The 13,173-nt window shown below is 49.0% G+C and carries 11 protein-coding genes and 1 CRISPR repeat array; of the genes, 10 read left to right on the plus strand and 1 reads right to left on the minus strand.

From position 1 onward, the window contains the following. Positions 1-22: 22 nt before the first annotated feature. On the plus strand, positions 23-373 hold the full coding sequence (locus EZMO1_RS19270) for a hypothetical protein (protein ID WP_051789980.1): 351 nt from the start codon (positions 23-25) through the stop codon (positions 371-373). 20 nt (positions 374-393) lie between these two features. On the opposite strand, the gene EZMO1_RS19275 is transcribed toward EZMO1_RS19270, so the two are convergent. Then, entirely contained in the window at positions 394-1,830 is a 1,437-nt protein-coding gene (locus EZMO1_RS19275; protein ID WP_034872942.1) for a hypothetical protein, read from the minus strand. A 168-nt stretch (positions 1,831-1,998) separates the two neighbouring features. Between EZMO1_RS19275 and EZMO1_RS19280 the strand changes: the two genes are divergently transcribed. The 9 genes from EZMO1_RS19280 (at position 1,999) to EZMO1_RS19315 (ending at position 13,153) form a co-directional block, all read left to right on the plus strand. Further along, the gene (locus tag EZMO1_RS19280; RefSeq protein WP_061509660.1) at positions 1,999-2,994 is read left to right on the plus strand and encodes a transposase; all 996 of its coding nucleotides are present in this window, start codon (positions 1,999-2,001) and stop codon (positions 2,992-2,994) included. 386 nt (positions 2,995-3,380) lie between these two features. Then, positions 3,381-3,974, plus strand: a complete 594-nt coding sequence (locus EZMO1_RS19285) for a type I-E CRISPR-associated protein Cse1/CasA (protein WP_236632019.1) — start codon at positions 3,381-3,383, stop codon at positions 3,972-3,974. Between the two features lie 17 nt (positions 3,975-3,991). Next, on the plus strand, positions 3,992-4,912 hold the full coding sequence (gene cas1e / locus EZMO1_RS19290; protein WP_034876177.1) for a type I-E CRISPR-associated endonuclease Cas1e: 921 nt from the start codon (positions 3,992-3,994) through the stop codon (positions 4,910-4,912). A gap of 8 nt (positions 4,913-4,920) precedes the next feature. Beyond that, positions 4,921-5,013: a type I-E CRISPR-associated endoribonuclease Cas2e gene (gene cas2e / locus EZMO1_RS25835; RefSeq protein WP_420809948.1), complete on the plus strand. Its 93-nt coding sequence runs from the start codon at positions 4,921-4,923 to the stop codon at positions 5,011-5,013. A 144-nt stretch (positions 5,014-5,157) separates the two neighbouring features. Further along, positions 5,158-6,585, plus strand: coding sequence for a transposase (locus EZMO1_RS19295; protein ID WP_145912468.1), 1,428 nt, complete (start codon positions 5,158-5,160; stop codon positions 6,583-6,585). An 82-nt stretch (positions 6,586-6,667) separates the two neighbouring features. Beyond that, positions 6,668-6,853: a type I-E CRISPR-associated endoribonuclease Cas2e gene (cas2e, locus tag EZMO1_RS19300; RefSeq protein WP_420809910.1), complete on the plus strand. Its 186-nt coding sequence runs from the start codon at positions 6,668-6,670 to the stop codon at positions 6,851-6,853. 98 nt (positions 6,854-6,951) lie between these two features. Beyond that, positions 6,952-9,603: direct repeats of the CRISPR family, unit length 29 nt; unit sequence CTGTCTCCCACGACCGTGGGGATGAACCG. 171 nt (positions 9,604-9,774) lie between these two features. Next, positions 9,775-11,148, plus strand: coding sequence for an NAD(P)/FAD-dependent oxidoreductase (locus EZMO1_RS19305; RefSeq protein WP_034876173.1), 1,374 nt, complete (start codon positions 9,775-9,777; stop codon positions 11,146-11,148). Next, positions 11,145-11,933, plus strand: coding sequence for a DUF1365 domain-containing protein (locus tag EZMO1_RS19310; RefSeq protein WP_034876171.1), 789 nt, complete (start codon positions 11,145-11,147; stop codon positions 11,931-11,933). Before EZMO1_RS19305 ends, EZMO1_RS19310 begins: the two co-directional genes overlap by 4 nt. After that, the gene (locus EZMO1_RS19315) at positions 11,930-13,153 is read left to right on the plus strand and encodes an SAM-dependent methyltransferase (protein WP_034876168.1); all 1,224 of its coding nucleotides are present in this window, start codon (positions 11,930-11,932) and stop codon (positions 13,151-13,153) included. Before EZMO1_RS19310 ends, EZMO1_RS19315 begins: the two co-directional genes overlap by 4 nt. Positions 13,154-13,173 lie beyond the last annotated feature (20 nt).

A 13,173-nucleotide genomic window follows, 5' to 3' on the forward strand; every position in this document is an offset into this window, starting at 1 on the left:
CCATCTGCGAAGAGGGATACAGATGATTTTTCCACCAAAATCTGTTCACCCAAAAGGTGAACTTAAAGAACTCAGCAAAAAGTGCTCAACGACCTCTCTTGAAGTGGACACGTTTGAGGGAAAAATCCATGTTGAGTGGGAACCTGGCGCATCAGTCACACCAATGGGGCAGTTACCCTTTTTTATTCAGTTTTTAAAAACAGGTTGTAGATTTGAACCATGGGTTGAAGATTGCCCTTTAACTTACAAAAGCAATAACGCACCTGAAAAAGTTAATGTAATAGGTTCCCTTTTTCTCTCAATACTCTCAGGTCACAAACGTTATGCTCATATTGGAACGTTAACCGGGGATGGAGTGAATCCCAAAGGGTGAAAGTCTCATATTGACTGGTACTATAATTCCAAGTCACCTTTCTGCATGGGGAATGGGATGACATTGTCCATACCCACTTCCGTGACCTTGGCGCAGTAGGTCACCGCCAGTAACTTCCAGCCATTGTCGAACATGCCACTCTGAATTAATGACCTTGCTGTCAAAATACCTTGGCCTCCGGGATGCCGCCACCTCATTCCAGAACACTTCATTCGCTGCGTTACCAAGGTTTTACAAGTAGCCTCAATAACCCCTGAGCCTATTGGCAAGTTGTGCGACAAGTGTTCAGCATAGTTCATGCGGGTTCGATTACTTCTGAAGTACTCCAGCTCTGTTTTCAACTTCGATCGACGAGGGTGTCGTTTATGCTGGTAAGCCAGAGCTTTGATGACTTTTTCAACACCTTCGGGCTCCTCTTTGAGGATGTGGCGATAGGTGATGAACTTTTCTCTGGATTTGTTGCTGTTTTCACCATAGGACAGGTCAAACGCTTTCTTCAGGTGCTCTGCGGCATGATAGAAGTCTACAACCTCGTGACCTTCAGGGAGTTCATTGGCAAGGTAGGTCCAGTTGTCTTTTGCCCCATCAGCGACTTTAACAAGCGTCAGATCTGGCCTCTGTCGAAGAGCTTCGCTCAGGAGTGCGGAGAGTGATTGTTTCAAAGTCACTTTCTTGCTTTCAGGCATTCGACTCATCCTGACCGTTGAGAGGCGTTCACCCTGTGCATCGTAAAACGACAATGTTCCACAACTGGCCTCCTGACAGCCAGCAGGGCCACGGGTTCGCTTGCCATCGACTCTATTCTGTTCCCGCTTTTCCTGACGTTTACCATCTTTCATCGGCAACATGACGCCATCAAGAGAAGCGGCCGCAGTCACAGCTTCTTCAGGAACCTTGACGCTTTCCCAGAGAAAGTCTTCAAAGGCTTCCCTATTGGGTTCCCACTGCGCATTGAACTTTTTGGGTAGTCTGGCCAGAGAGCTTTCCGAGGGCGTCATGTTCCCTATCAGATCAAGTAGGCTTTTAGCCTCTCCGGGAGGCATTTGCGCAACCATCCAGACAGCTTGTTTAGCTGCTTTTGGTGTCCAATACCCCTCTACAATACCTGCCTGTAGCTCCAAAGGGATGATAGAGTGATCCTTACCGTTACGATAGAGCGTACGCAAAACCCGGACAGGGCCGACAGCGGATTGATAAGTTTCTGAAGATCGCAACACCCGATGGTAACAGACACCGCTTACCTCAATCGCAGGAACGTCAATATCAAGCCCGGTCAGGTCTTCTGCCAGAACGCTTTGCTCTGCTTCGATAAAGAGTTTATGGATCTCACCTTCATAGTCTTCAAAGTGCTTGATTGGGCTGTGTTCCTGACGAAGAACGGCCAGTTTTTGCTCAAGCTGTTGGATAGCATGACAAGAAAAATTGGCGGCTTCAGCTAGTGGCTGACATACTTGCATCGGGGCGGCCTTTCACTGTTGCGGTATCTTTTACAGTAACGATCATAGCGGTGTTTGGCCGTTCCTATGTAAGTCCAGAGAAAATTTGTAGCTGCTGTATAAACCACGGACGGCAAGCCCAGAAAAAATGGTCAGTATGAGACTTTCACCCATCCCAAATTACTGGGTATGACAAAGGTAGTCAGTGATGATTCTGCTCGTCGGGGTTTACTCAAAATAGATGAGAAAGAAGGTGTTGAATGGATGCAGCATCATTTGCAGGAATGCTATGAACCCTTATTAAAGTTACCATGGATATTAGATGTCGACGTTACGATAAAAACCATTTACGGAAGTCAGGAAGGAGCAGAAACAGGTTATAACCCTCATAAGAAAGGGCGTCCTTCACATACTTATCATTCTTACATGATGGCTAATTTAAAGCTGGTTCTTGATGTTGAAGTTCAGCCCGGTGATAAAGGAAACAGTAAGCATTCATTGCCCGGTTTAATAAATCTATTAAACCGTCTACCAAAAGAGTGTTGGCCTGAATTTGTTCGAGGTGATTGTGACTGGGGCAGTGACAGAGTGATGTCAGAACTCGAACAAGCAAATTGTGGTTATCTATTCAAAGTAAAGAAGACAGCCAACGTCAAAAAGTCCATATACCATGCGCACTGTAGCGGGGGATGGGTTCGCTACAACAGATATTGGGAAGGCAAGGAGTCAGAATTAAAACTAGGTGGTTGGGAGAAATCAAGACGAATCATTATTGTTCGAAGAAGATTATCAGGTGATTCTCTGTTGCTGGAGAAAGAGAATAATAAGAAGCAAAAAGAAATCGCTTTTATCTCAGACCCTGAAAACATCAAACTCTTTGAGTACTCAGTATTAGTGACCAGTCTTGATAATGACGTTGTATCCATCATAGATCATTACAGAGACAGAGCTGACTGTGAAAATAATTTTGATGAAATCAAAAATCACTGGGGATGGGGAGGTTACACAACCAAGGATATAAAGCGATGTCGTATTCTATCAAGGATGGTTGCACTGGCATATAACTGGTGGACTTTGTTTGTAAGACTGAGCAATCCTGATTCGCATAAAGAAGCAATAACCAGCAGGCCATTATTGATGAGTGCTATTGGCAAGTTAACAGAGAGTGGGCGTAAGAAAAAATAACGATTACCAGTCAGCATAATTTGATAAAAAAGATCCAAACAATGCAGGAAGATCTCTGTGTATTTTTTGATGCCATTAAGAAGACTGCAGCGCAGTTGACTCCAATTGATATCTGGTGCCGAATATTAACGAGGGCTGTGTCGAAATTTTTAACAAAAGGTGAAATTATTACGCCTGTCCAGCTTATTAACTCAAGTTAAGCGAAAGCAAGGTTTAGCAGGATAGTAGCTGGCATTGCTCTCTTAGAGCGCGGTGGGTAATCGCTCAACTGCTGAATTTAGGTTAAACAGTTTAATCGTGAAAAATACACCGGCAGCTACGGCTCTAAAAAAGCTGGTCGTGACGGAGGAGCCGGTTGGTGGCCTCACCCCTATACACCCACAACGTTGAGAGAAGAAGGAGTCTTTGCCGTTTGCGCGCGTGATCACCATTGGCAATCATGGCAGGAACTCAGCAGTTGCATTATTGGAAAAGAAACCAATAAAGCGACTTTTGCGCCTGCCTTTATTGTCAGGCAGTTCCAGCACATTAAATACCAGGATCAAACCAACCTTCTGGTAGGAGGAAATATCGCGGATCAGGGGTCAGTAACAGGTCGTGTCTACGATTTGTATTCCATGCCATCATCACTGAGCCAACGATTAAGCCGGGTAACTCAGGTAATAGATGCAGGCCTTGAGCAACAAGAACGTTTGTCTCTGGCATTGAATAAAATGTTTGGAGCCGGATACGACAAACACTTTGTGTCTGGTATCAAAGACAGCATCATTCAACGATTCAGCGCCAACGCACAGCAAATTATCCAGCAAACACTTCTGGATGTAGAGCGCAAAGAAGCTAAGGCGCTGAGAGAACAAGCGGTTGATGAATTACAGGAAGAAGCCCGCCTTTTATTTCTGGACACACAACGAAAATATCAACACGACTTGCCATTGTTCAAAGCTCTGATAAAAGGTGAACCGGCACTGTACAAAACCTGAGTCAAAGGATTGGGATTATGTCATTCATACCCATCAAACCCATCCCCGTGAAGGATCGTGTTTCTATGATATTCGTGGGTAAGGGGCGCATTGATGTTAAAGACGGTGCTTTTGTCATCATCGACGAAGTAAAAGGCGACAGAAAACATATTCCGGTCGGCTCAGTGGTCAGCATCATGCTGGAACCGGGCACACGAGTTTCCCATGCTGCTGTAAAACTGGCAGCAACGTCAGGCACCCTTTTGATCTGGGTGGGAGAATCGGGTGTCCGCTTATACTCGGCAGGACAACCCGGTGGGGCACGTTCAGACAAACTGCTGTATCAGGCAAAGCTGGCACTTGATGAAGAACTTCGTCTTAAAGTTGTCCGGAAAATGTTTGAGTATCGTTTTGGAGAACCCGCACCGGCAAGACGATCGGTTGATCAACTCAGGGGAATCGAAGGCGCAAGAGTTCGCAAAACCTACCAGCTACTGGCAAAGCAATACGGCGTTGAGTGGAAAGGTCGAAAGTACGACCCCAAAGACTGGGACAGTGGTGACCAGGTCAATAAATGCCTGAGTGCTGCTACTTCCTGTCTTTACGGAGTCACCGAAGCGGCAGTACTGGCGGCAGGCTACGCTCCGGCCATAGGGTTTATCCATTCAGGCAAACCTCTGGCCTTCGTGTACGACATTGCAGACCTGTTCAAGTTTGAAACCGTTGTCCCTGTTGCTTTTCGGATCGCCGCCAAAGGAACAGCAAAGCCTGACAGGGATGTACGCATTGCCTGTCGCGACAGCTTTCGCGAGACCCGGCTGTTAAAGAAAATTATTCCAACCATTGAAGAAATACTCGCGGCAGGAGACATTGAACCTCCACCACCTCCGGAGGACGCACAGCCTCCAGCTATCCCGGAGCCGGTTTCAAATGGCGATATCGGTCACAGGAGTCGTTAAGTATGGGAATGCTCGTAGTCGTCACAGAAAACGTGCCACCCAGACTCAGAGGGCGTTTGGCAATATGGCTATTACTCGATGCTGCAGTTTTTGATATTTGAGGGAGAGCAGGAAATGGCAGGGTGGCATAAGAGCAGACTACTACTGCAGCTCCGAATTCAAGCCTTGCGAGATTCCATCATAGCCACAGCAGCAGGTTGGAGGTAAGATCTCATAGGAACTTAATAACCGTCAAGTGTCGTATCTTGCTAATTCGCCCATTACCCGTTGTCACTGCCTTTCTGGATGCTTTGAATGATTCGCTCAAGTCCATCAATTCCTCTGCGCAGTTGAGTAGATCCCAGAAAGTGGCACTGGGCGTTTTTATCATGGGAATCGTGGTAACTAAAACTATTAACTGGGCTGCTTTTGAGCGCAGAAGCTTAGGCAGATTCAAAGCGACCCGTCTGTGCTGGATGTTTTATCAAGCAGAAATTGCATGGCAAAGCCTGCTACAGGCCAGCGTCAGAAATATTCTTCTACGCTATGGAATACAAAGTGGAACCCTTGCTATCGACGATACAGGAAAAAAGCGCACTAAAAGGACTTCAAAAATCGACGGTGCCCATAAGATAAAAGACAAATCAACAGGTGGTTATTTTAATGGGCAGGAACTGGTGTTTATGGTGCTCGTTACTGAAGTAGCTACCTTTCCAGTAGGGTTTCGCTTTTATATTCCTGACCCTGAGTTATCTGCATGGAGGAAGAAAGACAAGGCGCTCAGGAAGCAAGGCATTCAGAAAAAAGAACGACCGAACCGTCCTGAGCCAGATCATGTTCGTTACCCAACCATGCAGTCGTTGACGCTGGTTATGCTGCAAGAATTTGTTGATTCGTTTCCCAACATTACGATCAAAGCAATTCTCGCTGATGCACTGTATGGCACAGGAGACTTTATGGATAAGGCTGCGGAAATAACAGGCGGAGCCCAGGTTGTCAGCCAACTGCGCTCGAATCAGAAAGTATCCAACCGAAACCACTCGGAAGCGACTCTCAAAGCTTACTTTTCGCGCCAGAAAGGCGCTGAAACTCAACTCATAATACGCGGTGGCAAAGAAGAGCAGGTCACGATGCTGGCTGCTCGGCTGTATGTTAAGGCTCATGGGAAAAGACGTTTTGTTATTGCCCTGAAGTATGAGGGTGAAGAGGATTATCGCTATCTGGTGGCTTCAGATATGTCATGGCGGCATACCGACATAGCCAGGATTTACACCTTGAGGTGGTTGGTCGAGGTTTTCATTCAAGACTGGAAAGCTCATTGTGGCTGGAACAGGTTGAGCAAACAGCAAGGTGCTGACGGATCGCAGCGCGGCGTGATCCTGAGCCTGCTGTGCGAACACATGCTGTTACTGCACCCTGAGCAATTCGTCCTACTGAAAAACAAACAGGCCGGAATGCCCGCAGGCTGTCTGATCGAACGCCTCAATGCAGAAGCCTTGCTTGCTACGGTGAAATCAGTGGTTGAATCGGAAGATCCAGATACCGAGCTTAAGGCTCTGGCCTTAGCCTTAGAGCATACTTTGCCCAAGCGGGAGTCGAGCAGGCATATGGCTGGTAGAGACCTGGGAGAACAAAAGGCAACTGACTCACTCAAAGCACACGCCCGGAAGTTTAAACTTTTAGATGCAGCTTAGAATCGAGATAAATACGTTACTTGTTTAGGTAAAACTGCAGCATCGAGTATTAGAAATCAGAGCAGGTGTTTATGTAGGAAGCGTGACACGACGAATCAGGGAAATGATCTGGGAGCAAATCGTCGGGCTGGCTGAAGATGGCAACGTAGCGATTGCCTGGGCCACCAACACAGAGTCCGGTTTTGACTTCCAAACCTATGGTAATAACCGGCGTATTCCGATCGATGAAGACGGCTTACGTTTAGTACTTTTTCAACCTGATACCTGAATAAATCAGTAGCTCTTTAACAATAAGCTTTTACTCTAAATGTCTGGTAAGATTTACAGTGCTGTTAACCAATTGATACGCAAGTCTATTTTTTTAGACTGTCTCCCACGACCGTGGGGATGAACCGTCGTTGTTGAGAATGCGCCAGAAGGAACGACACTGTCTCCCACGACCGTGGGGATGAACCGAGTTCGAGACAGGCGGCAAGCAGAAAATACCCCTGTCTCCCACGACCGTGGGGATGAACCGTGCGGGGCTTTTTTTATGCCTGTAGGAAACTACTGTCTCCCACGACCGTGGGGATGAACCGCGAAGCCTTCCAGTAGTTTTTCAGGAGATAGACTGTCTCCCACGACCGTGGGGATGAACCGCTGGGATTCCTGGTCTTTAGTTAGATGAATCACTGTCTCCCACGACCGTGGGGATGAACCGCAGCAGACGACAGGCGCAGAATTGCAGAGGCACTGTCTCCCACGACCGTGGGGATGAACCGAGCTTATCGAGTCCCGGATTGTTGATGTTGATCTGTCTCCCACGACCGTGGGGATGAACCGAACGGCAGTCCAGCATGTAGCCAGTACTACACCTGTCTCCCACGACCGTGGGGATGAACCGAACGTGCTTACAGCAACAGCCTGTCAGGGACGCTGTCTCCCACGACCGTGGGGATGAACCGCCTCTTCATTCTCAATGGATGCTGCTTCTGGCCTGTCTCCCACGACCGTGGGGATGAACCGGGCAGTAACTCACTACCTTTCATTGATTCTGTCTGTCTCCCACGACCGTGGGGATGAACCGGCTTTTGCCTGACCACTGGGAGATACGAGCCACTGTCTCCCACGACCGTGGGGATGAACCGGACTATGCAGCCGTGATTATCGGCAGCAAAGCCTGTCTCCCACGACCGTGGGGATGAACCGCTGGCACCATTGATCCGGACAGAACAGACGAGCTGTCTCCCACGACCGTGGGGATGAACCGTCTACCGAAAGATGAGCAATTGCGGATGTCTACTGTCTCCCACGACCGTGGGGATGAACCGCCCTGAAGAAGTGGCTTCTATCATTTCGGCTCCTGTCTCCCACGACCGTGGGGATGAACCGGTAAGAGTACCAATTTATCAATTCATTCGGCACTGTCTCCCACGACCGTGGGGATGAACCGGAAAAAATCGTACGCTAAGGTACAGTCGTACACTGTCTCCCACGACCGTGGGGATGAACCGTGGGGCCGCTATCGTGAAGCCGAACTGGTTGTCTGTCTCCCACGACCGTGGGGATGAACCGCCAAGAGCAAGAATCACCCGTGAAGCCAGAAACTGTCTCCCACGACCGTGGGGATGAACCGTTATGAGGACGAAGGGAATGGTTGGTTCAGGCCTGTCTCCCACGACCGTGGGGATGAACCGCTCTTTCGTCAACATGGAATGAAATTAATAACCTGTCTCCCACGACCGTGGGGATGAACCGGTTACATTGCTGACCCGCAGCATCAGCAGCCACTGTCTCCCACGACCGTGGGGATGAACCGCAGCAGAAGAGCTGATGATGGGAACGCTTGCCCTGTCTCCCACGACCGTGGGGATGAACCGCCCTTTCTTCTGCGCTCAATGTTGGACACGTACTGTCTCCCACGACCGTGGGGATGAACCGAGGACAGCGGATCTCTGGGCTGATGCCAACCGCTGTCTCCCACGACCGTGGGGATGAACCGCCGGATCAGTCCGGCATTATTAGCGGAGCAGCCTGTCTCCCACGACCGTGGGGATGAACCGTGCCTGGTTACTAACGGTTTTATATAGATTGCCTGTCTCCCACGACCGTGGGGATGAACCGAACTAACGACAGCCCACGTCAAAACCATTGCTCTGTCTCCCACGACCGTGGGGATGAACCGTGGCGTGTATGGCTGGAGCGCACATTGTCACGCTGTCTCCCACGACCGTGGGGATGAACCGGGTTTTTTAATTACTTTTCAGACTCTCTATTTCTGTCTCCCACGACCGTGGGGATGAACCGGGCTAGCACTACCAAAACAAGAATAAAAAGGACTGTCTCCCACGACCGTGGGGATGAACCGCGGGAACAGGTGTATCAGGAAGGCATGTTCCTCTGTCTCCCACGACCGTGGGGATGAACCGTGATGTCCCACATGTAGCAGGAATTGTTAGCCCTGTCTCCCACGACCGTGGGGATGAACCGTCACCAAGCGACTCCTGTGTATTTCCTCCGGACTGTCTCCCACGACCGTGGGGATGAACCGACTTTTAAATCAGCTTTAGATTCAGGGTCGTCCTGTCTCCCACGACCGTGGGGATGAACCGCAAATTGCGGAAATAGAATACAGGTGTATGGCCTGTCTCCCACGACCGTGGGGATGAACCGGTCGAGGTGATCAATGATCGCAACGGTAACGTCTGTCTCCCACGACCGTGGGGATGAACCGCCCTTGATATATCTGTCAAAACGGTTACCCGGCTGTCTCCCACGACCGTGGGGATGAACCGCGATCAACAAGGAAAAATACGAGCAGGATGAACTGCCTCCCACGACCGTGGGGATGAACCGAGTAGAGGTTACATATACGCCTGCTCCTGACACTGTCTCCCACGACCGTGGGGATGAACCGATCAATGACGATAACTTGCCTAATTGCAGGCACTGTCTCCCACGACCGTGGGGATGAACCGCTAACCCTAATATGGGCGTGTCTGTTTATAGGCTGTCTCCCACGACCGTGGGGATGAACCAGTTGCAATAGCTTTGCCCACATTTCTCGACCGAAAGACCTCGATCAATTGGTAAGGGAGAACATTGCACAATTCTCTGAAGTTCATTTATTCTTTCATTGATCCACTCATTCAATGAGCACGTAACAAGATCCGTATCCCGAATTTTTACCTGACTTCCGGACGGAACCTAATGAAAGACCATGGACTCAACATTGCAGTGATCGGCTCAGGCATCAGTGGCTTGTCCGCTGCCTGGCTGCTGTCCCGACAGCACAATGTGACACTGTTCGAAAAAGACGACCGGTTCGGTGGTCACAGTCACACCGTCAATGTTGAGGATAATAACCAGAATATCCCTGTGGACACCGGCTTTATTGTTTTCAATGAAGCCACCTACCCAAACCTGACCGCATTCTTTGACCATCTTAATGTAGATGTTACAGACACCGATATGTCCTTTGCCGTATCCATGAACAATGGCCGGATTGAATACTCGGGTACTGATATAAACGGTTTGTTTGCACAAAGGCTGAATGCCATCAACCCCGGTTTCTGGCGAATGTTGATTGATGTGGTCAGGTTCTACCGCGCAAGCCACGAATGGCGAGCCACACTGACGGCATCCACCACACTGCGTGAACTGTTATCCCGTCACAGCTACAGCCGGAAATTTATTGATGAGCATCTGGTTCCCATGGGTGCCGCCATCTGGTCAACCCCTGCGGATAAGATGCTGGATTATCCGGCCCTGGCATTTCTGCGCTTTTGCGAAAACCACGGTCTGTTGCAACTCACAGATCGCCCCCAATGGAAAACGGTAAAAGGCGGCAGTCGTGAATACGTCAGTAAAATCATTAGCCAGCTCGGCAGCAACACCTTTCAAAATCGCTGCGTTCGAAAAATAAAACGTTATCCGGACAAAGTAATCGTCAGCGACCTTCAGGGCACTGAGTGGGCTTTTGACCATGTGGTGATGGCGTGTCACGCAGACACGACACTGCAACTACTCAGCGAACCCGACGAACTGGAACAATTGCTTCTGGGGGCATTTACCTTTCAGCGCAACACTGCCGTACTGCACAGCGACAAGCGTTTCATGCCACAACAACAAAGGGCCTGGGCCAGCTGGAATTATCTCGGTACTGACCAAAAAGGGCCTTCCGTCACCTACTGGATGAACCGCCTGCAGCATCTGGATGGCAAAGACCTGTTTGTGACGCTTAATCCGGCTATGAATGTTGACCGCAGTTTGATCCACGGCAGCTATCTTTATGATCATCCGGTATTTACCAGAGCTGCCATAGAAGCCCAGCAACGACTCTGGGAGCTTCAGGGGCGTCAGCGTACCTGGTTCTGTGGCGCATGGTTTGGCTACGGCTTTCATGAAGACGGCCTGCAATCAGGTCTTGCTGTGGCTGAAGCTCTGGGCGGACTCAAACGACCGTGGTCGGTAGAGGGCGAAAATAATCGCCTTGTTCTGCCGGAATCGTACGGAGCCAGTCATTCAAAATCAGGCTCCGACAACAGGACAACATCTGCCAGCAAAACAGAGAGTGTTGTATGAAATCAGCCATCTATTGGGGAAGTTTGATGCACAACCGAATTCGCCCCAAAAAGCATCGTTTTCGCTATCGCATGGCGTCATGGCTGATCGATCTGGATGACCTGCAACAGCTGGATAAACGCTTGTGGCTGTTTTCTTTTAACTCATTCAACCTGATTACTTTTCAGTCTAAAGACTACGGGGATGGCTCCGGCCGCTGCCTGAAGCAGCAAGTTAATGAACTGCTGGTTGAAAATAGCATTCAAGCTGCTGACCGGGTTGAGCTGATGTGCTCGCCCAGAATGCTGGGGTATGTGTTCAATCCATTGTCGGTCTATTTCTGTTATCGCAATGATCAGCCCCTGGCAATGGTTTATGAAGTGACCAATACATTTGGGGAACGGCACTCCTATGTGATTCCGGTAGAAGACAGCGATCAGACATTGATCAACCAGACCACCAGCAAGCGCCTGCATGTTTCCCCATTCTTCGCCATGAACTGCCAGTACCGATTCCGCGTAAAAATCCCTGATAACAGCCTGTCACTGGGCATTGAACTATTAGACGAACAGGGAAAGCTGTTTGCAGCCGTATTTCAGGGACAAAAGAAAGCGCTTAGTAATCAGCAAACGATTCTTCAGCTCTGTCTGCTGCCCTGGCAAACCCTGAAAGTGATCAGTGCGATTCACTGGGAAGCTCTGAAACTCTGGATAAAAGGCATCAAAATTGTCAGACATCAACCGGCAGAGCAGCCATTCAGCTGGAGCCTTGGTAAAAGTCTTGTCAGGAAAGGAAACCACTTATGAACACCTCAGAAGAGCTGACCAATCGCTCGACTGCGACCACAGACTCCTCGTCAGTATTTAGCCTGCCTTTATGGTGGCTAAAGAATAAGCTGGACAATGCCGGTGTCAGCAAAATGATCATCACGCTTGAATCGGGTGAAGAGCTTCATACCGGCACACTCAGAGAAGACACCAGAGTGGCCCGAATCAAACTACACCGCCCTCTGGCCCTGATGAAAGCATCACGGGCTGGCATTAACGGTCTGGCAGAATCTTATATGTCCGGTGACTGGAGTACTGCCGATCTGGTTGCCGTTACAGACTGGGCGATGGTGAATGAAAAAATACTGGCTTCGTTATTCGATCCAAACTGGTTCAGTGGAAAAATACAGAGACTACTTCACCTGCTAAACAACAACAGTCGTAAAGGAAGCCGAAAAAATATTGCGGCTCACTATGACCTTGGAAACGCGTTTTACCAGCCCTGGCTGGATAGCACCATGACCTACTCCAGCGCCTTGTTTCACCATGACAATGAATCGTTAGAGCAAGGGCAACACAATAAATACAATCAGGTTCTGAACTGGCTGGACGTTCAACCTGATCAAAGCGTTCTGGAAATAGGCTGTGGCTGGGGCGGCTTTTCAAAAGCGCTGGCTAAACGGCAAGACAGCAATTATCACGGTGTAACGCTTTCCACAGAGCAGCTGACTTATGCCCGGGAAACCAACAAAAGTCATCGCCATCAGTTCAGCCTGACCGATTACCGCGACATAAACGGCCAGTATGACCGGCTTGTGTCTATCGAAATGATTGAAGCGGTGGGAGAAAACCACTGGCCGGTCTACTTTAAGAAACTCTATGAAAGCCTCAAGCCCGGAGGCATTGCAGTTCTGCAAGTCATTACCATTGATGAAGATCGCTTTGACGATTACCGCAAAGGTGCGGACTTTATACAGCGTTATATCTTTCCCGGCGGCATGTTGCCCACTCATCAGATTATGCAGGATCAAATAGCTCATGCAGGTTTGAAGATGGAAGGCACGCTGGCCTTTGGTCAGGACTATGCGAGAACCCTGAATGTATGGATGAAGCAATTTAATGCCTGCCGGCCTGACATGAATCTTGAGGGTTTTGATGATCGTTTTCACAAAATGTGGAATTTTTATCTCGCCTACTGCGAAACCGGTTTTAAGTGCAACAGCATTAACGTGCGCTTCTACAAAATAAAAAAACAATGAGCTGGAATCATGACAATGGA

This window comes from Endozoicomonas montiporae CL-33 (assembly GCF_001583435.1).
GTDB classification, from domain to species: Bacteria; Pseudomonadota; Gammaproteobacteria; order Pseudomonadales; family Endozoicomonadaceae; genus Endozoicomonas_A; species Endozoicomonas_A montiporae.

What these genes read in the sequence shown, in the direction of transcription:
- EZMO1_RS19270 (WP_051789980.1), top strand. Translation starts at nt 23, where the DNA reads ATGATTTTTCCACCAAAATCTGTTCACCCAAAAGGTGAACTTAAAGAA.
- EZMO1_RS19275 (WP_034872942.1), bottom strand. Translation starts at nt 1,830, where the DNA reads ATGCAAGTATGTCAGCCACTAGCTGAAGCCGCCAATTTTTCTTGTCAT.
- EZMO1_RS19280 (WP_061509660.1), top strand. Translation starts at nt 1,999, where the DNA reads ATGACAAAGGTAGTCAGTGATGATTCTGCTCGTCGGGGTTTACTCAAA.
- cas1e (WP_034876177.1), top strand. Translation starts at nt 3,992, where the DNA reads ATGTCATTCATACCCATCAAACCCATCCCCGTGAAGGATCGTGTTTCT.
- cas2e (WP_420809948.1), top strand. Translation starts at nt 4,921, where the DNA reads ATGCTCGTAGTCGTCACAGAAAACGTGCCACCCAGACTCAGAGGGCGT.
- EZMO1_RS19305 (WP_034876173.1), top strand. Translation starts at nt 9,775, where the DNA reads ATGAAAGACCATGGACTCAACATTGCAGTGATCGGCTCAGGCATCAGT.
- EZMO1_RS19310 (WP_034876171.1), top strand. Translation starts at nt 11,145, where the DNA reads ATGAAATCAGCCATCTATTGGGGAAGTTTGATGCACAACCGAATTCGC.
- EZMO1_RS19315 (WP_034876168.1), top strand. Translation starts at nt 11,930, where the DNA reads ATGAACACCTCAGAAGAGCTGACCAATCGCTCGACTGCGACCACAGAC.